This window comes from Chryseobacterium luteum, assembly GCF_000737785.1.
Classification (GTDB): domain Bacteria; phylum Bacteroidota; class Bacteroidia; order Flavobacteriales; family Weeksellaceae; genus Chryseobacterium; species Chryseobacterium luteum.
Genome location: NZ_JPRO01000014.1, coordinates 286,420 through 311,801, shown reverse-complemented (window position 1 = coordinate 311,801; position 25,382 = coordinate 286,420). Strand labels below are relative to the sequence as shown.

Here is a 25,382-nt window from a genome sequence, read left to right as displayed (position 1 = left end):
GTCTTATTGGCTGAGATAGCATTCAGAAGGTTGAAATTAGGAACAGCATCAATCTTACTGAACTTGCCTTCGTCTTCTTCTTCTCCGCGATATATTGAAACTAAATGCCTTAATATTCTCGGCTCTCGATATTCTGGAGTATAGTGTCCACCATGCTCAATAGTAATTCTGTATTTATCAAAAAGAAACCTATTGGCAGCGTTGTATTCATCATCGCTAAGTTCATCCAGTTGTATTAATTTACTTTGCTCACCAATTATTGTCTTGTACTGTCTGTTTTCAACATAGGCGACCCTTTCATAATTAAATTCATCGAGCGTGTAAAGCGTATGGTGATTTACGCCTTTGAAAATGTCGATTAGCTCAATAATTTCGCTTTTGATTGCTTCTGGAATATCACTATTAAAGTTATCAAGCAATAAGTAAAATCTGCCTTCAGGCAAGTCCGTTAATGAGTTTATAAGCCATTCGCGTATTTTATCCTTCGTAATCGAAATTTTGGCATTTTGAGTGAAGTGATTTGCCAGTTGCTGAAAGATTGAATAATTATGATCGTTACAATCAAGATAAAGCAGGAAATTTTTTTCACTTTTTACTTTTAAAAAGAATTGGTATAGTAAGTTGGTCTTACCAGTGAAGGCGGAACCTATAATGCCTACCAAAGAAGCCCCACCTGAAAAGAAAGAAATTACTTTGTCGATATTTTGCCTTTCAATAATGAAATCATTACAAATAGGCTTTTTAAAATCATCTATGTCACCAATTAATCTCTGAAATTTGGTTTCAGTTATCTGATTGATAATTTTGGAAAACAATTCTGGTTCACGATTCAACAAAAGATTTACGGCTTCTTTGAAATCTTTTGTAGCAAGATGAAAAGAATTATCCGTTAATCTCTGTACAAAGTCCAGATCAACGCTGGTAGCTTCAATTTTTTCTTTAGTATAAGTATTGTAAAACTGATTATCGGTGCCATTTGAAATTAACGTTAAGGGCGGCATTGGATGCACGAGTCTTGCATAGGATATTCCCTGTGAAACATCATCATCGGTCAGCGCCAAACTTTCCTTCTTTAACTCCAGTAGGATAATATTTTTTCCACCAATGGTTAGGAGGATATCAAGTATTGCACGTGATGGATTAGTAGATGGTGCCTTCAGATCCACGTCAACATTGTGATGTCCAAACTTTATACTAAACGATTTTTGGTGTTCTACCTTGACTTCTCTGAAAGTGGGAAAAACTGTTGTTAGAGTCCTGTCCAATCGCGCCTCCAGTGTAGCTTCATTTATTTTCATGGATAAAATTTAAATAATATTCACATTATATAATAGTATTATTTATTATCAGAGCTTTATCTAAAAGTTACTGAAAAACATTTCGATTTTACTAGTATAAAAATAACAATCAATATTTACTTTATTTTTCGCAATATTTTTCTACTATCAACAATGATTAATCTTGTGAATTCGGTAAAATTTCTTTCAAATTCTTTGTAATACCAAGGAGGAATTTCATTTGAAGATGTTAATAATTCAGTAACATATGCAGGTAGTTCTCGAACATTAATCTTTCCTTCTTTACCATCCTTCATATTAAAATATCTTTTTAGAAAAGTATCAGAATCAATTTCATTTTGTAAATAACAGCAAAATAGGCATTTCAAAGGTACAGATAGTGATATAAGCTTTTCAGTAGATGTACAAGACTTTGCTGGGCTAATAACATTTTCAAAAATTTCTTTTGCACTTGCCACATACGTTCCTTCGTTAGAATATAAGGGGCATCGGCTTGGTAAGTTCTCATTATTATAAAATGCATAAAGAGGTATAGCATTTACATTATCAGCATCAGATATCAGTTTTTCTATCTGCATATTATGATTATTACTATATCCGATACTACTATAATGATCATTATCTTTTCGAAGTCTTTTAGCTTGAATTCGAAATTTACGACTATATCTATCACCAATAACCCACAATTCATAATCTGCTCCAGTAAATCTTGCCTCCTCAAATCTTGTAAATTGGACAGATTTAATACGAGGATTATGGTCATTCAATTTGAATAACATCCAATCTGAAATTGATTCTTCATTAACATTAGGTTGTTTATTCTGCCAATGTAGTATTTCGCGTGAACATGCACTAAAGGCATGACAAATTCCTAAATTCATTCTTTAGTTTCTTAAATAAGCATCATAATCATTACTGTGAATAACTAAATCTTCTTTTCCATTATCTTGAAAGCTCGTAATGATTTTAGAATCTGAAGTAACGTAGATGGTTTTCCTATTGCATTTATTTTCAAATTCAGTTGCAAGAATAAGTTGCATGTCGTAAAAACTATTCCATCTTTTTTTCTTATCAGATGTTGGATTATAGAAATTTTCAAGATCTGGCATATCTATTAATTTTTTTATAATTTTTTCAATAAAAAAGTCTATTGAAACTTTGTAATCATTCATAAAACTATTTTCGAAATATTCTTTATCAAAGGGTAACCCACTTGACTGAGTCTGCTCTGCAGCCATATGTATAAATGAAAGTCCTATAATTTTATGCATTTGCTTCTCTCTAATGAGAGCTCGAAACTCTTTATTGAGTTTTGCATCATTTTTTAAAATTTCCCAATCTGGGTTATTACTATTAGGACTAAGTTCCTTAATGTATTTTTCTTCAATATTGTCAATGATTATCTTCTTCTCAGTTACAATATATTTCTGAACATCTGTTATATATGTTTGGAATTTTTTATTGAATTCTTCCAGACTATTTACTGTAACTTGTGTACTTAAGTCAAATACATTCATATTCAAATCTTCTAAACTTGATCTTTTTTTATACAGATCCATACACATAAGCGGGTACATTGTCGGAACTATTGAATATCCATCATTATCATGAGAATGTTTTATTAATATTTTTAATGAATTATAACATATTACAGAAACTGCATCAGGATCTTGAAAATGATTTAATAATTCAAGACCAACAATAGCTGGAAACAAAACTTTTATACTTTTTTCTTTCTCTATGATTATCTGTTTATCAAAATCGTCTATATTACCAAGTTCGTGGTATTTATTTCGATAATAATTTGTATCAAAAATGTATTGTGTCATTTTGGTTATTAGTTTATTTAAAAAAATATAAATTTTTACGTTTTAAAATATATATCAACATCCAATTATTTTTGAAACATAGAAAGTTTATTCTTTAGATGTTTTACAATTTTTGTAAACAACAAAAATAAAAATCATCACAAAATCTACAATCCGTATTTTCACTGAATCTACAAGCAATTATAAAAATTCTGTAAACTCTGAAAAACAATAAATCTTAACTTTCGTACACATTTATAATTTAGCTGTATCTTGATACCCTTTTTTGCTTAAATCATAACTCATAATAAATGATTTGTTGACAAGAGTAAAGATAAGCAGTCTAAACATCATATAATTACGGTTTTCCGTAAAAATAAAAATCCCAACTGTCGTTAGGATTACTTTATTATTACTATTATTATCTTATTTTAAAGTCCAACCATTTCAAGAAATTTAGATAACTTAATATTTTTAGCTTCACATATTCTCATTATGGTAATTAAACTAATTTGGTAATTTTCGTCTTCTCTAATTCTCCTTACGGTTTTCTCATCAATATTATTTTCGGTTGCAAATTGACTATTATTGTTCATAGGAACAACCCACTTATCCCTTATAAATTCAACAATCTTTCTATTGGCAATTTTCATATAAGCAAATAAAAGTGATATTCCATAAAATAATTCGGACTTGAATCCGAATTGTCAGTATTTTTATTATATTTGTAAAATAAGTTATTGAAATGTAACTTTGCGATACTTCAAAGAATATTAGAAGCTATTGCTTAGAATCTCGACTTGAAAACTGGTAATTAACGAAACGAGAGGATAAGTAAAGTAGCTCACGACCTAGGCGTGGGCTCACTTATCTGTTTCAAGGTATACCAGTACCCCAAGTCGGATATGTTGAGTTCCATGCCGTTTTTGTTTTCTATGCTGTCAGCCATCTCTACACTCCTAAGCCGCTTCCAAGATATACAGTATCAGATCGCATGATACAATGGGGTGTACAACTCATTGCGGCTTTACAGCTTTCACGGGACACAATTTTCATTCATATTAATTTTTTTATGATTGTTTGGGCAGGAGATTTTCCTCCACTAAGGAAGTCTCCTCCCAAGCATATCATTTCAAACAGCAACTAAAAACAAATATCAAGACACAGATAATTTACAGCAACCATTAGAAAAAGAAAAAGCCCTTTCCTCAGTTTGCAGACCACAGGAAAGAGCATAATAAGTCATTAATAATCATTAAAAACCTATTCAAAAATATGAAAAATATTTTTTGCAGGGGATTTATGTCCTTTGCTTTTACCATAGTGGCAGCAACCACATCCTTTGCCCAGAAAAAGTCTCTTAAAATTGGAGATCCCATTCCTGAAAGTTTTTGGACAACACCTTTACAGGTTGTCAACCATCCTCAGAAAACAATTAATCTTTCAGAAGATAAGAACAAATTAATCCTAATCGATTTCTGGAGTACGTGGTGCAGCGCCTGTCTAATGAGTCTCCCTAAGATTGAAGCTTTACAGCAAAAGTTTGGGGACAAGGTAAAAATACTTCCTGTAAGCAGTCAGAATAAGTCCGCTTTGGAAAAATTCTTTTCTTCTCCAAATGGAAAGAAATATAAGAGTATGATGTCCATCTACGAAGACAAAAAGCTTCACGAACTTTTTCCACACGCAGGTGTTCCGTTTATCATATGGATTAAGGATGGAAAATTATTGAATTCCACCGATGCAGGACAGCTTACCGAACAGACCATCAATGAGGTGCTAAACGGTGACAAATCATCTTTGCAGACCATTATCCAAATGGACAGGGAAAAACCTCTGATGCTTTCTGAAGACTACGATCGTCAGAGAAATGTCCAACTGCTCAATTATTCATTCTTTGCAAAAGGACAAATTCCTGACATTGGTGCAGGAGGAACCTACCGTAAAACAGCATCCGGAAAAATTCAAGGCAGACAGTTTACCAATCTGCCATTATGGGATATGTATTATGCCATAGGATTTGAACTTTTCAAGCAACAGGATAAAACATCTTTCACGGAAAAAAGGATGATCATCGAGGTCAAAGAACCTGAGCAACTAATGCCAATAGAAAAAGCAGACGGCTCAAATGATGGAGAAAATCTTTACAACTACGAATTCATCATCCCGGAGCAGAGGTCTGATTCTCTGTACAATTATATGCTGGAAGATCTCAACCGCTATTCCGGCTATACGGTAACCCTTGAGAAAAGACCTGTAAAATGTTTAGTGTTAGTGAGAACAAGCACGAAAGACAAACTGGCGACCAAAGGAGGAGAGAAGCGTTCAACATTTCCACGAACCCCATCCATCCTCAGAAATGTACCGCTTAAGAATATGGTCAATATGCTGAATGGTGAGATTCCCATCAGGGAATTGTTTATCGATGAGACGGGATACACAGGTAATGTAGATCTGGAGGTTTCGGGAGTCAAAGATATTGACACCTTAAAAAAAGAGCTTCAGAGATATGACCTGGACCTGATACCCCAAGAACGTCAGGTTCTAATGATGGTCATCAAAGACCAGCGGAATTAAACATTCCCACCATTCGAAAAACTATTGAATTTACATTAACGCAAAACTAGATCAGACTATGAAGAAATTATTAGTGTTTCCCGTCCTATGCTATTGTGTGCCCATTATGGCACAGCAGATGTTTACGGGAAGCGTTATCGACGAAACCACGCGCTTACCGGTAATGGGCGCGACCATCGCCATACAGAACTCAAAGACCGTGACCACGACAGACAGAAATGGAAACTTTAGCCTTAGTACCAATGACAAAAAAATTAACCTCGTTATCCTTGGAAGAGGCTATGAGGAACAGGTCATGGTTTTGGAGCTTCCCTTGAAAGAACCTTTAAGAATTGGCCTATCCGAAAAGGTCTCCCAAATTGATGAGGTGGTGCTCACGACAGGTTACCAGAAGATCCCTAAAGAACGTGCCACAGGTTCTTTCTCTTCAGTGAGTAATTCTGCACTGAATACACAGGTTTCCACCAATATCCTTGACCGTTTAGCCGCTACAGCCAACGGGATTGTCATCAATAAAGGAACATCCCAAGGAGGGTCACAAATTATGGTCAGAGGACTAAGCACCATTCAAGGGCCTAAATCGCCTTTGATTGTAGTAGACAATTTTCCTTACGATGGTGATATCAGCAACATCGACCCCAACATTGTTGAAAGCATCACTGTTCTCAAAGATGCCGCCGCATCGAGTATCTGGGGAGCAAGGGCAGCTAATGGCGTAATTGTCATCACGACCAAAACGGCAAAGTACAACCAACCTGTGACGGTCAATTTCAACACTTATTTAATGACCAGCCCTAAGCCTGATTTCAATTATCTGAAAACAATGTCCAGTTCAGACTTTATCGATGTGGAACAGGAATTATTTAAGAAGAATTTTTATAACACTGATATTAATTCGACCAGCCATCCAGTATTATCTCCTGTAGTTGACTTACTGAACAAGGAAAAGAAAGGATTGTTTTCATCCGAATATGTACGAAATGAAATAGAACGTTTGAAGACGATTGACTCCCGTGACCAATACCGAAAATATATGTACCAGCCTTTGGAAAACAGACAGTATTCTTTAAGTATGGCGGGCGGAGCTCCTCAATTTTCTTGGACATCATCTTTGGGCTATGATGACAATACGGGAAACCTTGGAGAAAAATACGAACGTGTGAATTTACGCTTCCAAAATACTTGGCAACCGTTGAAGAATCTGACATTGAACACCGGAATCTTCTTTACCCATTCCGCAACTCAGAGCGGTCGAAGTGCTTATGGAAGTATTATTATGAAAACCAATTCCGTCCCTTATATGGAAATGGCAGATCAATACGGAAATGCATTGGCGGTTTCAAAATCTTATGAACAGGGATATAAATCAGCACTAGGCAACGGAAAATTATTAGATTGGAATTATTATCCGCTTACCGATTGGCAGCATAATTCAGTCAAAAGCAAAAGCTCAGAGATCATTCTCAATGCAGGATTGAACTACAAGATATTGAAAGGATTGGATGTTGATATAAAATATCAGTATCAGAGAACCGCAGGACTTTCCAATACCCTGTATGATGAGGAAAGTTACTTTGTAAGGGATTATGTGAACAGGTTCACGGTCATAAACAGTAATGGCAGTCTGACCTACAATGTTCCTAAAGGAGCGATAATGGATAAGACCAACTCGCAATTACTGATCAATAATTTCCGGGGACAGCTCAATTTTAACAGAGGTTTTGGCAAACATCAGATTTCAGCCATTTTGGGAAGCGAGGTAAGAGATGCAAATTCACAGTCGGGCAATAACAGATATTATGGATATGACCACAACAACCTTTCATTTGGAATGGTCGACCTCAGCAAGAGATTCCCGATTATTGCAGGAGGTACAGGCTTTATCGACAATCTGAACTCTTTGAGGGAATCCACCAATCGTTTTGTATCGGTCTATGCGAATGCAGCCTACACATTTGATAACCGTTATACAATTTCAGGAAGTGCTCGTCGTGATGCAAGCAACTTGTTTGGGTTGAAGACCAATGACCAATGGAATCCTTTCTGGTCAACAGGTATTTCGTGGAATGTAGGCAATGAAAAGTTTTATGCTGTAAGCTGGCTTCCGAATCTGAAGCTAAGAGGTTCATACGGTTTCAACGGGAATATAAATCCTGCGATGGTTGCCGTAACCACGATGGCATTGCTCGGTGTTTCAACATATACGCAGGAGCAGATGGCGAGATTTGACAATTACTACAATCCGCAGCTTCGTTGGGAAACGGTCAGAATGATCAATGCAGGATTAGATTTTGCAACCAAAAATAACCGGATCTCAGGTTCTGTGGAGTATTTCCAGAAAAAAGGAGAAAACCTTTTCGGGCAAGTTCCACTGGATTACACCATCGGATTGAGTAGTCTTGTGTGGAATGTTGCAGGAATTGCAGGAAAAGGTGTTGATGTGGAACTCAAGACCATCAATATCAATAGATCTTTCAGATGGCTCACCACTCTTAACTTCAGTACTTATAAAGATAAAGTGACGAAGTATTATCCGAGCAGTACCATAGCCAGAAACTTTGTACTTGCCTCTGTTCCCATATCCGGAATTGAAGGTTTACCTGTCTATTCGATGTTTGGCTACCAATGGGCAGGACTCGATCCACAGACAGGCGATCCCAGAGGGTATCTGAATGGAGAGGTCAGTAAGGATTACGCAAAAATTATGGGTGCTGATGTCAAGGATCTCCAGTATTTCGGTTCTGCAATACCAACTGTATATGGTTCTTTTACCAATACGTTTGCTTTTAAACAACTAAGCCTTGATGTTGGAATTACCTATAAGATGGGCTATTATTTCAGAAGACCATCCATTAACTACACCAGCTTATTCAGGGAATGGAACGGTCACAGCGATTATGAGCAAAGATGGCAGAAGCCAGGTGATGAAGCTTTCACCAATGTGCCTTCCAATCAATATCAGACGAATTCCAACAGGGATGCCTTCTATGCAGGTTCGGCTGCATTGATTGAAAAAGGCGACCATATCCGTCTGCAGTACATCAATCTTGGATATGAGATCAGTAAAAGGCAATGGCGTGGTTTACCGCTTAAAAGTCTTCAGCTGTATGCTAATGTCAGTAATCTCGGAATACTCTGGCAAGAGAGTAAAAGCGGAATCGATCCTGATTTCAATTTGGGAAGCAACACCTTAAAACCTCCTATGACCTTTACATTAGGATTAAAAGCTAAATTTTAAAATGGATAGAAATGAGAAAAATTAAAATACTACTAACATCGTTATCATTAATTCTAATCTCGTTTGGATGCAGTGATTTTTTAGACGAAAAGTCTGATCTGAAGTTGGCAACTCCCGATAGATTGGAGGACAACCAAATGCTTCTCAACAATTATGGTTTCCTTAATGTGGATTTTGCTTCGAGTGGAGAAACGAGTTCGGATGATCACTATCTTACAGATGCAGATTACAATGGTTTGAGCTTCGAGGCGACCAAGCGTCTTCACATATGGATGCCGGACAATGTAGCTCCTCCCATTTCCTCTGGGAACGATTGGTCTACCTGCTATAGGAGCATCTATGTATGTAATGCCGTATTGTTCAATATGCAGGATAAGAACTTCACAGGGGAACAAGCAGATAATATCAGAGGACAGGCGTTGGCATTACGTGCTTTCCGATATCTTGACGCTGCTCAGATCTGGTGTAAGGCTTATGATCCTCAAACCGCCGGAACAGACTTGGGACTTCCATTAAGATTAGACCCTGATATGAATATTCCGTCAGTACGTTCAACAGTAAAGCAGACCTATGATCAGATCATCAGTGACCTGCAGACTGCAATTCCTTTACTTTTACCGAAACAGATTTCCGGAATGAGGATATCGAGAGCGGCAGCCTATGGTCTGTTGGCCCGTACCTATTTATTTATGGGAGATTATGACAATGCCCTTAAGAATACAGAACAAGCATTAAACATCAATAATGACTTGATGGATTTTAATGCCCTGAATCCCAATGCTGATTATCCCATCGAGGAAATGAATAAGGAAGTTCTTTTGTGGACAGCTATGGGATATGAATCTCATCTGATTCCGGCAAAGATTCCCGATCACATTTACCAGATGTATGAAAACAATGACTTACGAAAAACCGTTTTTTTCAATAAGAATACTGCTAATGAAGTTCTATTCAAAGGTTATTACAATAATGTCAATGGGCCAATTGTAAGTGTGGCAACCGATGAACTTTATCTTATGGCAGCAGAATGTAATGTAAGATTGAATAAGATTCAGGAAGGTATGGGGTATCTCAATAACCTGCTTGTCAAAAGATGGAAAACAGGAACTTATATCCCAATGACTGGCAATTCACAGACAGAGGCTTTGAATATTATTTTAAAAGAAAGAAGAAAAGAGCTTTTGATTCGTGGGCTAAGATGGTCTGATTTGAAAAGGTACAACCGTGACGGAGCTAATATTACGCTTACCAGAACTGTTAATGGGCAAACCTACACTTTGCCACCCAATGATCTGAGATATGCCATCGCTATTCCCGAAGAAATTATCATACTTACAGGAATGCCGCAGAATCCAAGATAAAAAATAATAGGGTTGGAAAATTATTGCCAACCCTACTTTTAAATTCTGATTGAAAGGACTATTACTGTCTTCTCTCACTCGGATGAATAGCAAGAACTTGAGAGTTAGTCATTCCTCCGATCACATCAACTAAATCCTGTCCTTCTGGAACTGTGATTGTACAAGGTTTATTTCCTGTGGTCAGACATGATGAACCAGCTCCTACCGCCCAGTTAGACTCTTGAGAGAAAGCACCTGCAGAAGTGTCTGTGCTATTGTAATAGAATTGTTGGTCGGCTGCCTTTTTTTCGATGATTTTAAAAGACATCGTAGCACCTGTAAACATAATAGCAGCAATAGCTACTGCATTGATTTTCAAAAATTGGTTGAATTTCATAATTCTGGTCTTTTTATATATCAAAAAAGATTACCTTAAAAACTTTAGAAACCTGCCTGAAAAATACGATTGAGTAGGTAAAATAATTAGTTATACCCATAGATTAAAGAATCTTGTCGTACCAAAATATCCTATTCTACATATTCTCAAACAAATTGTTGTTAATAAATTCATTTTAGAGTTTCGAATTGTTAGACAGCTTTCGACCGTCTAATTCTAAGGTTAAACTTTAATATCAAATTCCAATCATTTTTATCCGTGAGCAACTACGGTAACATTCTTATCTAGCAGGCCTGCTGTATTTTATATTCATTACTAAAGCTATTGCAGCGAGTAGGACGCATCCTATATTAAAAATCAGGTGCTGATTCCAGCTCATTTTCTCTAAAATTCCTCCGCAGGAACAAGGAAGATTATCACTTGTACTTAGTATTAGTGCAATATAACCTGTGAAAATGAGCATCAAAATAAAACTTCCAATCAATCCTATATTTCTGGTCTTCGGATAACATAATAATCCTGCAACGAGAAATTCGGCAATAATAATAGTGTAAGGGAGAAATTCCGAAAATCCATTCAATAAAGGTGATTCCGAAATCTGAACCTGAAAATTTTCAAAATCCATTATTTTACTGATCCCGGCGTAACAAAACAACAGTATAAAGAAGTAGCTGATGAATTCTACGACTCTTGTTTTGACTTTTTTCATAATATTTTATGATTTATTTAAAATTGATTTGCTGATTGAATCACTTTGAATTCTTACGTCTAAATTACACTGACTGTGAGGTTGAGAAAAACAATAGTGGGAAAGAAATATGTTTTCTACGTAATGAAATATACATCCTTCCCACTATATTTATTTTTAACTAATTGAAAATTAATTATTTAGAGATTTACTAGGAATGGAGCCGAACTCGAAGCTTGTTCAAGTACATTTTGTAATAGATTTTTCCGGTAAATTTGAATATATCATAATGTTATGCATTATCATCTAAAGATTTCACTTTTGATTTTTAATTTGTTCTTCTTTTTTCTTAATGCCCAGGAATTACAAAGCTTATCATACAAGACGATTGCAGACTTGTATGAAAACTATCCTGAAAACGATTCAAGGGCAATGGTTTTTGTGAATAAGTATATAGAAAAAGCAAAAAAAGAAAATAATTGGAAAAAGCAGATTATAGGTTATGAAGATGCTATATATTACACCGAAGACATAAATCGAAAATTGTCTTATGCCGACAGTGCTATAGTAATGGCATTCAAATCAAGTGACCGTGATATCATTTCAAGGGCATACCTCGGAAAAGGCATTATCTACTATTATAACAAGAGACAATATAAGTATGCTTTGGAGCAATACCTTAAGGCTTATCAATTCTCTCGGAATTCAAGCAACGATTATCTGATAAATAAAATAGACTATCATCTCGGGATGGTAAAAAGTTATTTGGGTTACTACGAAGAAGCTGCAGTTCACTTTAGAAAGACTACGAAGTATTTTGAGGAAAATATGAAAGAAAACCTTCACCCAAACATCAGGTTGAATAATGAGGCAGGTTATTTTAATAGCATTTACCGTCTGAGTAATTGTTATGAAAATCTTCGTTTATACAACAAGGAAGATTCATTGATTAGTATCGGGTTACAAAAATTGAAAAACATCAATGAGCATTTACTTGAATATGGTTACTTTCAAAAAGGGAAAGGTGTACAACTTTTAAGAAAAGGGAACACAGATGAAGCACTTAAACATTTGAAACTTTCACGTGATATTTTGGTCAATAATCAGGATTATAATTCGTTAACCGCTGTTTATTTTTACTTAGGGAAACTGTATTGGCTCAAAGGAAACAGAGCAGAATCACTGGTTTATCTGAATAAAGTGGACTCTATGATTAACAAGGTTCAATTTACTACTCCCGAGATCCGGTCAAGTTATAAGTACCTCATTACGGATGCGAAAGAGAACGGTAGTTTGGGTAAGCGACTGTATTATAGTGACCAGTTTTTACTAACGAATTCAACCTTGAATGTTGATTTTGCAATGTTGTCTTCAAAAATCCACGAAGAATATGATACGGAAAGATTACTAGAAGAAAAACAAATATGGGAGAATAAACTGCATAATGATTTTTACTTTCTAATTGCTACGCCAGTTGTGATTTTTCTTCTATTTTTTTTAGTAATCAGACTGCGTAATAGAGAAATTAAATTTCCTGGAAAATTTATTAAACTATTGAAAAAGTTCAGGAAGTATTATTCTTTTCTAATTGCAAACAAAAAAACTTCTGAAAAGAAAAAAAAACACAGTCCCGAAATCATTGAAGATATTAAAGAAAAACTCAAAAAGTTTGAAGAAGACAAACGATTTCTTGACAAAAACCTGACCTTACCAATGGTTGCAAAAATGTTTGGAAGAACACACTCCCAACTATCTTATGTACTGAATGAACATCTGAATGTTTCTTTCACGCAGTATCTAAAGGTTTTACGAATCGGATATATTACCAATCTTCTTGTGGAAAATAAAATGTATCTGCAGTACAAAGTTGAAAACCTGGCTCACGAATGTGGAATGTCTAGCCGACAATTATTCTCAACCCATTTTTTCGAAATTAACGGAATAAGACCGATAGAATTTATAAAGAACAGGATGAAGGAAATCGGTGAAAATTGATTTCTAAATAAAGGGAGCATTACTCTTTTGTATGTCCTAAAGTACATTCTGCAATGTAAAAACCAGTGCATTTATTGAAATATGGAAAACTCATCCCAGCTTTTCCCTCGGAGTTTCCCACATTCCAACAAAGTTTTCACAACAACAGTAAACCTTTTAAAAATTAATAGATGTGTAAAATAGATACAGGTACTCAATCGACCTGCGTAAAAAAGATACAGGTTCTTAGCTGACTTGTGTAAAAGAGATATAGGTTGGTATTTTCCTGTACAATAGCAACCTGAGTAAAAGAGATACAGGTATTCGATTGACCTGCGTAAATTAGACACAGGTTCTTGGCCGACGTGTATAAAATAATACAAGGTTAACCTGCGTAAAAAGAGACCAGGTGTTATTTTTATCATTTGTCATCTCCCAAAACAGATTTACAAAAAATAGATATTGGTTTTCAATTAATTACATAATAATTATGGTTCTATTTCTTTTTTTTGGAGCTCTGAAATAACATTCGTTGATTTTAATGGCAAGATGTGTCTTTGTATATACAAACTTTTCAAGTTTTATATCCAAAGACTCTCTTGCCTTTTTTGCAAAAAGGGAAAAAAACTGCGGAACTTGTTTTTTGTTTTTCTTAAAATTGGTTTAAAGATTCCAAATCATTCTTATTTATTCTTTTTTAATCTCCACGTTTTCCAAATTATTCCAGATTGTTCTTATTCAATCCAACTCCCTTCAACACTATTGTTTTAACGATTTTGATGTTTCAATTTTGCAAAAGAAATTTTATCAAAAACAAAAATGAAGAAACTATGAGAGTAAACCTTGTTACCAAAGAAGACCTTCAGGAGTTCAAAACCGAATTGCTTGAAGACATTAAAAATCTTTTTAATATCAAAATTTCAGAGCAGAAATTATGGCTACGCTCATCAGAGGTCAAAGAACTTCTGAAAATTTCTACCGGAACATTACAGAATCTCCGTGTCAGTGGAACCTTATCCTATACTCGTGTTGGAGGAACCTTATACTACAATTATAAAGACATCGAAAAAATGTTAAATGGCAAAGGATAATTTATTATTAATAAAATGAATTACATAAAACATCTTACAGGCTTTTATGAAAAGGTGGCTCAGGATAGCACACTTAATCCCACACACATCAGCCTCTACTTAGCATTATTCCAATTCTGGAATTTCAACCGTTTCCGAAATCCGGTCAGTATTTCCCGAGATGAAGTGATGCGAATCAGTAAAATCCACTCAAAAGCCACCTATCACAAATGCCTGAAGAATCTGCATTCTTCGGGCTATATTGATTATCGGCCGTCTTATAATCCGTTTGTAGGGAGTCAGGTAGTGATGCTGGATTTTGCTGGGGAGTTGAAGCCTGTTGCTAAAGCAGATAAGAAAACATAATTTTCTGAATTTGCCAATAATAAAAAATATAGAAATAAAGTAATAACTATCGAAATAATCCTGAATATGAATTTAGATATAAAGAAAATATTCCAATTAGAAGAATATCAAAAAAAATTATTTTAAATTAAAATGTAATTTAGTATAATAAAGAAACATTTTTAAAATTACTTTCTATTATGTTGATATATTAGTTTGTTAGTTTTACATTACTAAAGGTTAAATTTGCAAATAATCGAAAAAATAATGACCGATACATTACAATTAGAAAAGACCCTTTGGCAGGCAGCAGATAAGTTAAGAAATAATATGGATGCAGCCGAATACAAGCATGTTGTATTGGGGCTAATTTTCTTAAAATATATTTCTGATGCTTTTGATGAACATTATAGGTATCTGAAATCCATCGAAGCCGAAACAGGTGCTGATCCAGAAGATAAGGATGAATACACTGCTGATAAGATTTTCTATGTTCCGCCATCCGCTCGTTGGAAATGGCTGCAAGGTAGAGCTAAATTGCCTACTATTGGGAAAGACATTGACGATGCGATGGATGCTATTGAGAAAGATAATCCATCTTTGAAAGGCGTTTTGCCCAAAGATTACGCCCGTCCTGCGTTGGATAAACAACGTCTGGGAGAATTGATTGACTTGATAGGTTCTATCACATTGAGTAAAAATGGAAGCGGAAAAGGAAAAGATGTTTTAGGATTTGTTTTTGAGTATTTTTTAGGGCAATTTGCCGATGCCGAAGGAAAAAAAGGAGGACAGTTTTACACACCTCAGAGTATCGTAAAACTATTAGTTGAAATGTTATCTCCTGAAGCTGAAAAACGAGTGTATGACGGGGCTTGTGGTAGTGGTGGAATGTTTGTTCAAAGTGAAGATTTTATTGAGATTCACGAGCACCGGAAAGGTAAAATCTCTATTTTTGGACAGGAAAGTAATCCAACCACTTATAAATTGGCTAAAATGAACTTAGCTATTCGTGGAATAGATGCGAAAATAGAACTCGGCGATACACTAATGAATGATAAATTCCCTGAATTGAAAGTAGATTATGTAATTGCTAATCCTCCTTTTAATGTCAGCGATTATAATATCAACAAAGCGGAAACCCATAAATGGAAATACGGAATTCCACCCACTGGAAATGCTAACTACGCTTGGTTACAGCACTTTGTAAGTAAACTTGCTCCTTATGGAACAGCGGGTATTGTACTGGCTAATGGTAGTATGAGTTCAGAAATCGCTACCGAGGGACAAATCCGCAAAGAGTTGATCGAAGCGGACTTAGTAGACTGTATGGTGGCTTTACCTTCTCAATTGTTTTATAACACACAAATATCGGCTTGTTTATGGTTCTTGGCTCGTAACAAAGAAGGCAACAGCAAATTAAGAAACCGAAATCACGAAGTATTATTTATTGATGCTCGCGAACTTGGTACGATGATTAGTCGCAAACAAAGAGAACTGACGGATATTGATATTTTCAAGGTAGCAGAAACGTATCATAATTGGAGAAGCCCTGAACTATTCACAAAAGACTATCAGGATGTTCCGGGATTTTGTAAATCTGCAAATATTCAAGAGGTACGAAAAAACAATTATATTCTTACTCCGGGTAGATATATTGATTTTAAAGCGGTAGAAGATGATGGGGTAGCTTTTGAAGAAAAAATGCAAAACCTTACAGCTACACTTGCAGAACAAATGCAAAAAGCGAATGAATTGGACGAAGCTATCAAAAACAATCTTGCTAAAATTGGATTTAAAATAAATGGGTAGATTTAAAAGAAGTAAATCTAAAAAAAGTGATAAAAAACAAGAAATAACTGATAATCTAGCAAAAACTCAATACAACATGCTTAAAACGCTCATAGTTTTTGACACCAATGTCCTCCGCAGTACAGAAGCCGGACAGGTAGCATATCGTTTCTTTGCTTTTGGGAAACCCTTTCAGTTGATTGAAGAGTATATTAATGCTAATCATCTTAATGAACATATTCACTTGGCGGTTCCATCATGGGCTATTGAAGAATTAAAAGACCAGAAAAACAGGCAGTATTTAGAAGACGTAGAAAAATACAAAGAAGTAACAGAAAGACTATTTGGATTACCGAGTTTTCAAAAAATATCATTACCCCAAGAAGAGTTTGATTGCAGAGCGTACATACAGGAAAAAGCAGATGAGTTTTTAGCCGCTAAGCAACTTAAAAAACTGGATATTAAAGAAGAATTAGCGAGTACTATTCTTAAAAGTATGATGAGTCGGGTTTTAAAAGAAGAGAAATTAAAGAAACCATTTGCTCACTCAGGAAAATATAAAGATGCAGGTTTTAAAGATAATATTGTTTGGGAGAGTTTGATGCATTACGATGATGTAGGGGCATATGATAAATTTATTTTTATTACAAAAGATACCGACTATGGTAATTGTCAAAATGAATTTAAAGAGAAATGGAACAAACATATCATTACCTTAAAAGATGAAAACTCAGTTATAGCAGAAATATTAAAAGACTATGAACTGTACATCAAAGAAAAGACGCTTTATGATTATACACATAAGGAATACTTTTTAGATTATTTAAATGACGAACTCAAACAGAAATCCGAGATTGTAACGGATACAGGTACTGTTAAGATTGAAAATTTTAAAATACATGAGCCTTCTGTAAATATTGAAAGAATGCCCCCTGCTGAAGAAGAAGACGAATATATATTGGTTCATTCCTCTATTATTATTTTCTATAAAGATGGTGTGAATAAAAAACAGCAAGAAGTTGTGATGACGACAAAACTTGCTGACGAAGAAACAAAAGAAATTATTGAAACTACATATAATATTGAGCTGACTTAATGAGCAACTGGAAAACATATAAGTTAGGAGAAATTGCCAAAATTATAGGTGGCGGTACACCTTCCACTTCCAAAGAAGAATATTGGAATGGTGAAATTGGTTGGTTAACACCAAGAGATTTAACAGGATATTCGTATAAGTACATTTCAAAAGGCGAAAGAAATATTACAGCAATAGGGTTAAAAAATTCAAGTGCCCGATTGATGAAAGAAGGAACAGTTTTAATGACTTCCCGTGCGCCAATTGGCTACTTGGCTATTGCTGGTAATGAGTTATGTACTAATCAGGGATTTAAGAGCTTCATTGTAAATGAGGATAAAATCAACAATGAGTACTTGTATTATTTATTGAAAAACAATATCAGCCGAATAAAATCGCTGGGGACGGGTAGTACATTCGCTGAAGTTTCTGCTTCGATTTTGAAAGAATTGGAAATCCAAGCTCCTGAGCTCACTACCCAAAACCAAATTGCCGAAATCCTTTCATCATTGGATGATAAATTAGAATTGCTCCAACAAATGAACCAAACCCTTGAAAACATAGCGCAAGAAATATTTGAGAATATGCTTGTAACTAAAAATAAAAAAGGTTGGGAAGAAATAAGATTAGGTGACATAATTGAAATAAAAGGAGGTTTTTCATATAAAAGTCAGTTTATTGGCAGTGGTGATTCTTTACTTTTAGGAATGGGATGTGTTTCATTTAATGAAAGATTTCTTTTTTCAGGAGCTCGACCATATTCAGGTGAATTCAATAATAATTATTTAGCTAAATCAGGAGATATAGTAATTGCTACAAGACAACAATCTGACAACTTACCAATACTTGGTTTTCCTGCTAAAGTTCCAAAATCTCTGGACAACAAGAAAGTAATTGTAGGTACAAACCTTTATAAAGTAAACAACCATTCTAATTTTCATAATACTTTTTTATTTCAGCTTTTTAGGTCTAATGACTACAGAAAGCACATTTTAGCAAATTCTAAGGGTTCGACAGTTAGAATGATTACGAAGGATTCTGTTGAGAATTATTTATTTAAAATTCCACCTAAAGAAGTCTTTAGAGATATTGAAGCAGTATTAAATGCAATTGATTATAGAATTGAAGATAACACTTTTCAAATCCAAACCCTTACTCAAACTCGTGACACGTTGTTGCCAAAGTTGATGAGCGGCCAATTGGAAATAAAAAATTAATGATATATAAGACTATATGGAAGATATATTCAAACCACAAAGCTTAAGTATAGGTGAACTATTTGGTAACAAAGATGCCCTTTACCAGATACCACGTTATCAGCGTCCCTATTCCTGGGGAGAAGAACAATTAAGTAAACTCTGGGATGATTTGCGTGAGGCTCAACAATTTGAGCCCAATTATTTCTTAGGATCTATTATTACAGCTAAACCGGAAGAAACGTCCAATTATCTTGATATTGTAGATGGTCAGCAACGGTTAACTACCCTGCTCATACTGCTTTGTGTCTGCCGGGATTTGTATCCAGATATTAACGAAGAAATACTGGATCAAGACCCGTTTGCTATTGATGCCTCAATGATAAAAACATCCATAAAATTGAATGACCGCTTTGAGAGATTACGCCTGAAGACACACTCCAATCACGAAAGTGATTTTCAGGAATTAATCATAAAAGAAAAAAATGCTCACCAAAACAGTAAACCTTATAAAAAAGAATTACGTATAGAACAAGAACCTAAATTCAAGTTTAGAAATTCATCCGCTTTTTTCACAGAAAAGTTACAGGAATTAGGGAAAGAAGAAACAGGTATATTTATCAACTATCTGTTCAATAATGTGAAAATTATCCGTATTGACTGTCAATCTGTAAGCTTTGCTATCAAGTTATTTCAGGTTTTAAATGATAGAGGTCTTGATCTTTCCAATTCTGATTTAATAAAGAGTTTTTTAATTGGACAAATTCATAAAAAATATGAAGGGGATGACGAGGTGAAAAAACAATCTGAAAATCGGTTTATGGACGACTGGAAAAGTTGCGAGCAAATAGCAATCGATACGGAAGAAAGTATGAACAACTTATTTGTAATGTTTGAATACTTCCGTCTGGCTAAAAATCCAGAACGCTCATTATATGATGAATTAAAAAACATATTTGAAAAAGAAGATCCAAATGAGGCCATCAAACAGTTTAAGGACTTTATCAATTTTTACAAGCAAGAAATTTACGAATCTAAGAATCCTGTTATCTTTAGTCTTTATTATCTGCGATGGAGTGTTTACTGGAGAACTATTGTTACAACAGCATTATATGTGAACTATCCCGAGTACGAAGCATTCTTAAATATGTTTAGAAGATACTACTATCTGAACTGGATTGCTGGAAATACTCTATCCAAAATTAAACAGACCTCGTTTAATTTGGTTGGATATTTAAAAGAGCATAAACCACTGGCGGAAATTCGAACTGAGCTCAACAAACAACTTAATGAAGAAGTTGTAAATCGTGCTATTCAAAACTTAAATGGAGATATCTACTTTGAACCTTGGTGTAAACCTTTGCTGTTTACTATTGAATACAATCAGCTGGACAATCCACCTTACTACAGTATGGGAGACCGAACTATCCAAACAGAACACATATTACCACGCGCTTATACTAATCAAGAAGGGTGGGAATTTGCCAAAGATATTCCTTATTTAGAAGAATGGATTCATTCTGGTGCCAATCTTACACTATTAAGCGGTTCCAAAAATCTGAATGCTAGAAATTATAAATTTGATATAAAAATAGGAACTTATGATGGTACGGGACTAGAAGATGTGGAAGATAGAAAAATCAGTTCTTTCAAAATTACGCAGCAAATAGTAAATGATTTTAATGCTGATAAATATAATAAAGAATGGAATATTGATGCATTAAATGGAAGATGGGTTTGGTTCTGTCTACAAGTTGAAGGTATACTGGAAATTGATTTGAGTAAGATTAAACAAAACTTAATAGAGCGATAAAATGGCAAGCATAACTGAAAACGAAATAGAAGAAATAGCATTGGGTTATTTGAAAAGTTTAGGTTATGAATACCTGAACGGGGTAAATGTTTCACCTGATGGAAATCATCCTGAAAGACAGTACAATGAAATTGTGCTGACTACTCGTTTGCGTGATGCCATCGACAAACTCAATCCATCCATTACGCAAGATACCAAAGAAGATGCCTTAAAAAAAGTGCTGCGTACCGATAGTCCAAATTTGCTCATTAATAACGAAACATTTCACCGTTACCTTACAAACGGTGTGGATGTGGAAATCAGAACAGAAAGCGGTATCAGAGGAGAAAAAGTATATATTGTTGATTTTGAAAACCCTGAAGAAAACGAGTTTTTGGTTGTTAATCAATTTACCATTATAGAAGGCAATCAGAACAAAAGGCCTGATTTAATATTATTTATCAATGGTTTGCCATTGGTAGTTATAGAATTGAAAAACGCGGTAGACGAAAATACGACTGTCAAATCAGCATACTATCAACTGCAAACTTATAAACAAGCTATTCCTTCGTTGTTTATCTACAATGAACTATTAATTATCAGCGATGGCTGGGATGCCCGTTGTGGAACACTTACCAGTGATTTTGGGAGGTTTATGAGCTGGAAAACCAAGGATGGAAAGACAGAGGCTACGCATTTGGAAATGCAAATGCAGGTAATGTTTGACGGAATGCTAAATAAGCAAACGCTTTTGGATTTAGTTAGACAATTCATTGTGTTTGAAAAAAGCGATACAAAAACACTTAAAAAGGTAGCCGCATATCATCAGTATTATGCTGTGAATAAAGCGGTTGAAAGTACTATAGTCGCAAGCTCACAGGAAGGTGACAGACGAGGTGGCGTAATATGGCATACCCAGGGAAGTGGGAAGAGTTTAAGTATGGTTTTTTATTCGGGTAAATTGATTATTGACCCACGAATGGAAAACCCAACTTTGGTTATTTTGACAGACAGAAATGATCTTGATGAACAATTGCACGAAACATTTACCAACTGTCAGCAATTGTTACGACAAGAACCACAAAAAGCGGAAAGCCGCAGAGATTTAAGAAATTTACTAAAAGTAGCTTCTGGAGGTATCGTATTTACGACTATTCAGAAGTTTATGCCGATGCAGGAAGATGTTTTTCAACCTGAAGGTTCAAATGTTGTAAATGAACCTACTGCTGAATACATTGGCACGGATATAAAAGCATTAAGTGAGCGGAAAAACATCGTTGTAGTTGCTGACGAAGCTCACAGAAGCCAATATGATTTTATTGATGGTTTTGCAAAACATTTACGAGATGCCTTGCCTAACGCGACTTTTATTGGTTTTACTGGAACACCAATAGAAAGCACGGATAGAAACACACAGGCAATATTTGGGAACTATGTGGACATATATGATATTCAGCAAGCCGTTGATGATAAAGCCACTGTACCCATTTTCTACGAAAGCCGTTTGGCAAAAGTGTATTTTGAACAAGATGAAAAAGTATATTTAGACGAGCAGTTTGAAGAACTCACCGAAAGGGAAGAGTTTAGCAATCGCCAACAGATGAGAGCTAAATGGACACGTTTGGAAGCTATTGTAGGCAATCCAAACCGTCTCGAAAAAATTGCAGAGGATTTGGTATATCACTTCGAGCAACGTAATGCTGTATTAGAAGGCAAAGCAATGATTGTATGTATGAGCCGAAGAATTTGTGTGGATCTATATGATGCTATAATTAAACTCCGCCCATTATGGCATTCAGATGACGACGATAAAGGTGTAATCAAAGTGGTAATGACAGGAAGTAATAGTGATACCTTGAATATGCAAACTCACATTCGTAATAAGCTAAGAAGAAAATCTATTGGTGACCGTTTGAAAAATCCAAATGACCCTTTGAAATTGGTTATTGTGCGGGATATGTGGCTTACGGGATTTGATGCACCTTGTTTACACACTTTGTATGTAGACAAACCGATGCGGGGACATAACCTAATGCAGGCTATTGCGAGAGTAAATCGGGTGTTTACTGAAGGTAAAGAAGGAGGTTTGGTCGTGGATTATTTAGGTATTGCCCAAGAATTAAAAACTGCATTAACCGAATACACTGCTAGTGGTGGTGAAGGAAAACCAACACTCGACCAAGAATTAGCTGTAGCAAAAATGCTAGAGTTACACGAGGCTATCGATTATCAGTTACGACATTTTGATTGGCGAAAGTTCTTTACACTCTTGCCTGAAGAGAAATTGAAATTCATTCCTGTAATTGTTGATTATATTTTCAGTCAGGAAAACGGAGAACAGAGTTTTACAGAAAACACCAAAAATCTTTTGAAGGCTTTTGCCATTTCTGTACCTCACGAAAAAGCGATGGCTATCCGTGATGATGTAGCTTTATTTCAGGCAATTAAAACAAGACTGGTAAAGATATCTGATAGAAACGAAGGCGGTAGAGCGGATGAAGAAATGGAAACAGCTATTAAGCAGATTATTTCCGAAGCTATTACAGCCGATAATGTGATTGATATTTTTGATGCGGCAGGTTTGAAAAAGCCTAATATTGAAATTTTGGATGAGCGCTTTTTGCAGGAGCTAAAAGACTTACCTCAAAAAAATTTAGCAGTTGAATTGCTTAAAAAGCTACTGAAAGACGAAATTAAAAAGAAATCGAAAATCAATTTAGTAGAAAGCAAGAAGTTTTCCGAAATGTTGGAAGATGCAATCAAACGTTATCATAACGGAATGATTGATACTGTTGAATTTCTTGAGAAAGTATTAATTCCCTTTGCAGAGGAGATGAAGAAAGCAAACAAGCGGGGTGATAAATTAGGATTGGATTATAGAGAATATGCTTTTTATACAGCACTAGAAGTAAATAACAGTGCAGTTGCCGTACTTGGAGATGATATTTTAAAACAAATAGCTCAGGAATTATTAAAAACAGTTCGTAATAGCACGACTATTGACTGGACAATAAAAGAGTCTGTTCAGGCAGAACTCCGAAGAAACATCCGAAGAGTATTAAGAAAGTCTGGCTACCCACCGGACTTACAAGAAAAAGCGGTTGATACCGTAATTACACAAGCGAAAATGTTAGTTGATGATTTAGTAAATAATGATTAATAATCCTTGTTTACATTTTATTCAAATATATTTAAGACATCATATTTATTTACAAAAAATAAAAACAGAAGCCAAAGATACTTCGCTCTCTAGTCTAACTGCTAAATTCTGTCAAGGTCAAGCCCTCTATATTTTCAGAAAAAGTTTTTGCGTATAAAAGATAAGCAAAAACTTTTCCAAAAAAACCTTGACAGAATGTCTCGCTACTTTCCTTAAGGCTTTCTTTTTTTAAGATTTTTTCTTCGTTTTCTTTTAAAATATTTTCAGCTAAGAAATATCCCAAGAGTAAAAAGAATATTAAATTCCAATTATCAATTCAAAAAAAGTGTTCAAAATTTACCAATATTTTACTTTCAAATTCCAACGAAAATTTCTACTTTTACTACGTAAAATTTTTATATTGGATTTTACCGCTTTTTGCAAATGCCCTATTTAAGGCCTTTCACAAGATGCTACAGCGAAATGCTTATCAATAAAAGGATGAGAAGAAGTTACAAAAACCCTCTCTCTCCGCAAAAAAAGGGACAAATCAAATAGATTTGTCCCTTTTTTATTATAAATAATCCATTCGGAATGTTCAAAATTCTGGAGCCGTTTCTTGACCAGGGAAAATAACTTTGTTGGATAATTTTATTAAATTAAGGATATTCAATCAATAATCTGCAGTTCTTTAAAAATAGATTTTGTTATCTCTTTTCTGCAATTTCCAAAATTTGATACATTTAATTTTCTATCCTGTAAAATCCGGGTAGCAAAAAAGTAAACATCACCCCTACTTTCAATATAGCCAACCCACCATCCTGTATTGATATTATTTTCCCTGGTCCAGCCGGTTTTTGAACTTATAATGAATTTGTCGGTCTGTTCTGTGACCATCACATTTTTCACAATTTGCTGATTTTCCTCTGAAAAAGGAAGCTCCTTTTTATAAAGTTTCCTGAGAAAATTAACCTGGTTGATCGGCGAAATTTTAAATTCACCAAAATTCCAGAAATCGGCATCTTTTTGCGAGAGGTTTAAATTTCCGTAGTTGGATAAACTTAAGTATTTTTTATAGTTTTCTTTACCTATTTTTTTTGCCAGTTCCACAAAAACCCAGCCTGCCGAAACTATAAATGCTTCTTTTACGGTCATATCGTGATAAATATCCGGACGGTAGCCATATTTAACAGTATCTGTTTTGCCAGGCCACTTAATTATTTCATTTTCATTTGTTATCGTTTTTGTCTCTAAGGCAATGAGCAGGTTGATTATTTTGAAAGTTGATGCAGGAAGATTTTCAGTTCTCGCATCCTTCATATCGTTTAATATCCATGTTTTATTTTTACTATCATAAATGACTGCAGATCCTTTAACCTGACAATTATCAAAATATTTCTTAAAATCTTTTCGGATTAGAATTTTTTCAGCAATATTATTTTTTGCCATAAGCGATGCCATCATATCCATTCTTTTTTCCTGACCAGATCCGTGTACCGGAACAATACCTGCGTGCAGTTGCTTAGGTTTGTAAATGGTTCCTGAAAGACTCACGCCCTCATTTTCAAAAGTGATTTCTTCGGTAGTGAAAACAGAGTCATTAGCAGGTTCTGAGGATTTCTGTGCAAGAAAGCAATTGCTAATGCAACAGAATAAT

The 25,382-nt window shown here is 34.9% G+C and carries 19 protein-coding genes; 11 read left to right on the top strand and 8 right to left on the bottom strand.

Annotated features, from left to right (window positions below; translation table 11 throughout):
- The 4 genes from IX38_RS15485 to IX38_RS15470 form a co-directional block, all read right to left on the bottom strand.
- Positions 1–1,298, bottom strand: a 1,298-nt coding sequence (locus tag IX38_RS15485; protein ID WP_034706458.1) for an NACHT domain-containing protein, incomplete at its 3' end; no start/stop codon positions are given.
- Between the two features lie 116 nt (positions 1,299–1,414).
- Positions 1,415–2,179: a DUF6615 family protein gene (locus IX38_RS15480; protein WP_034706457.1), complete on the bottom strand. Its 765-nt coding sequence runs from the start codon at positions 2,177–2,179 to the stop codon at positions 1,415–1,417.
- Positions 2,180–2,182: 3 nt separating this feature from the next.
- A complete protein-coding gene (locus IX38_RS15475) occupies positions 2,183–3,127 on the bottom strand; it encodes a hypothetical protein (protein WP_034706455.1) in 945 nt (314 codons plus the stop codon).
- A 410-nt stretch (positions 3,128–3,537) separates the two neighbouring features.
- Complete coding sequence (locus tag IX38_RS15470) at positions 3,538–3,759, bottom strand: helix-turn-helix domain-containing protein (RefSeq protein ID WP_034706453.1); 222 nt, start codon at positions 3,757–3,759, stop codon at positions 3,538–3,540.
- Between the two features lie 622 nt (positions 3,760–4,381).
- On the opposite strand from IX38_RS15470, the gene IX38_RS15465 reads away from it, so the two are divergent.
- From IX38_RS15465 to IX38_RS15455, 3 genes are read left to right on the top strand one after another with little or no spacing between them, the layout of a single operon-like run.
- Positions 4,382–5,683 (top strand): TlpA family protein disulfide reductase, encoded by a 1,302-nt coding sequence (locus IX38_RS15465; RefSeq protein WP_084680294.1) that lies wholly within the window; start codon positions 4,382–4,384, stop codon positions 5,681–5,683.
- 58 nt (positions 5,684–5,741) lie between these two features.
- Positions 5,742–8,921, top strand: coding sequence for a SusC/RagA family TonB-linked outer membrane protein (locus IX38_RS15460; protein WP_084680293.1), 3,180 nt, complete (start codon positions 5,742–5,744; stop codon positions 8,919–8,921).
- 11 nt (positions 8,922–8,932) lie between these two features.
- Positions 8,933–10,282 (top strand): RagB/SusD family nutrient uptake outer membrane protein, encoded by a 1,350-nt coding sequence (locus IX38_RS15455; protein WP_084680292.1) that lies wholly within the window; start codon positions 8,933–8,935, stop codon positions 10,280–10,282.
- A 61-nt stretch (positions 10,283–10,343) separates the two neighbouring features.
- Here the strand turns inward: IX38_RS15455 and IX38_RS15450 are convergent, their stop codons facing one another.
- A complete protein-coding gene (locus IX38_RS15450; protein ID WP_034706449.1) occupies positions 10,344–10,658 on the bottom strand; it encodes a hypothetical protein in 315 nt (104 codons plus the stop codon).
- 280 nt (positions 10,659–10,938) lie between these two features.
- Positions 10,939–11,367 (bottom strand): MauE/DoxX family redox-associated membrane protein, encoded by a 429-nt coding sequence (locus IX38_RS15445; RefSeq protein ID WP_051884796.1) that lies wholly within the window; start codon positions 11,365–11,367, stop codon positions 10,939–10,941.
- A 273-nt stretch (positions 11,368–11,640) separates the two neighbouring features.
- On the opposite strand from IX38_RS15445, the gene IX38_RS15440 reads away from it, so the two are divergent.
- The 8 genes from IX38_RS15440 (at position 11,641) to IX38_RS15405 (ending at position 23,746) form a co-directional block, all read left to right on the top strand.
- A complete protein-coding gene (locus tag IX38_RS15440; RefSeq protein WP_034706448.1) occupies positions 11,641–13,341 on the top strand; it encodes a helix-turn-helix domain-containing protein in 1,701 nt (566 codons plus the stop codon).
- Positions 13,342–14,150: 809 nt separating this feature from the next.
- Positions 14,151–14,411, top strand: coding sequence for a helix-turn-helix domain-containing protein (locus IX38_RS15435; protein ID WP_034706501.1), 261 nt, complete (start codon positions 14,151–14,153; stop codon positions 14,409–14,411).
- 15 nt (positions 14,412–14,426) lie between these two features.
- The gene (locus IX38_RS15430) at positions 14,427–14,756 is read left to right on the top strand and encodes a hypothetical protein (RefSeq protein ID WP_185097683.1); all 330 of its coding nucleotides are present in this window, start codon (positions 14,427–14,429) and stop codon (positions 14,754–14,756) included.
- Between the two features lie 246 nt (positions 14,757–15,002).
- Positions 15,003–16,544 carry a type I restriction-modification system subunit M gene (locus tag IX38_RS15425; protein WP_051884794.1) on the top strand — a complete coding sequence of 514 codons (1,542 nt, stop codon included), beginning with the start codon at positions 15,003–15,005 and terminating at the stop codon, positions 16,542–16,544.
- Positions 16,537–17,619, top strand: coding sequence for a PIN domain-containing protein (locus IX38_RS15420; RefSeq protein WP_034706445.1), 1,083 nt, complete (start codon positions 16,537–16,539; stop codon positions 17,617–17,619). The genes IX38_RS15425 and IX38_RS15420 overlap by 8 nt, the downstream gene beginning before the upstream one ends.
- Entirely contained in the window at positions 17,619–18,815 is a 1,197-nt protein-coding gene (locus IX38_RS22030) for a restriction endonuclease subunit S (RefSeq protein WP_051884792.1), read from the top strand. Before IX38_RS15420 ends, IX38_RS22030 begins: the two co-directional genes overlap by 1 nt.
- Positions 18,816–18,831: 16 nt before the next feature.
- Positions 18,832–20,607 (top strand): DUF262 domain-containing protein, encoded by a 1,776-nt coding sequence (locus IX38_RS15410; RefSeq protein WP_034706444.1) that lies wholly within the window; start codon positions 18,832–18,834, stop codon positions 20,605–20,607.
- 1 nt (position 20,608) lies between these two features.
- Positions 20,609–23,746 (top strand): type I restriction endonuclease subunit R, encoded by a 3,138-nt coding sequence (locus tag IX38_RS15405; RefSeq protein ID WP_034706442.1) that lies wholly within the window; start codon positions 20,609–20,611, stop codon positions 23,744–23,746.
- Between the two features lie 94 nt (positions 23,747–23,840).
- Here the strand turns inward: IX38_RS15405 and IX38_RS15400 are convergent, their stop codons facing one another.
- Both IX38_RS15400 and IX38_RS15395 read right to left on the bottom strand, forming a co-directional pair.
- Positions 23,841–24,029, bottom strand: a complete 189-nt coding sequence (locus IX38_RS15400) for a hypothetical protein (protein ID WP_034706440.1) — start codon at positions 24,027–24,029, stop codon at positions 23,841–23,843.
- A gap of 365 nt (positions 24,030–24,394) precedes the next feature.
- Positions 24,395–25,195 (bottom strand): class D beta-lactamase, encoded by an 801-nt coding sequence (locus IX38_RS15395; protein WP_117585907.1) that lies wholly within the window; start codon positions 25,193–25,195, stop codon positions 24,395–24,397.
- Positions 25,196–25,382 lie beyond the last annotated feature (187 nt).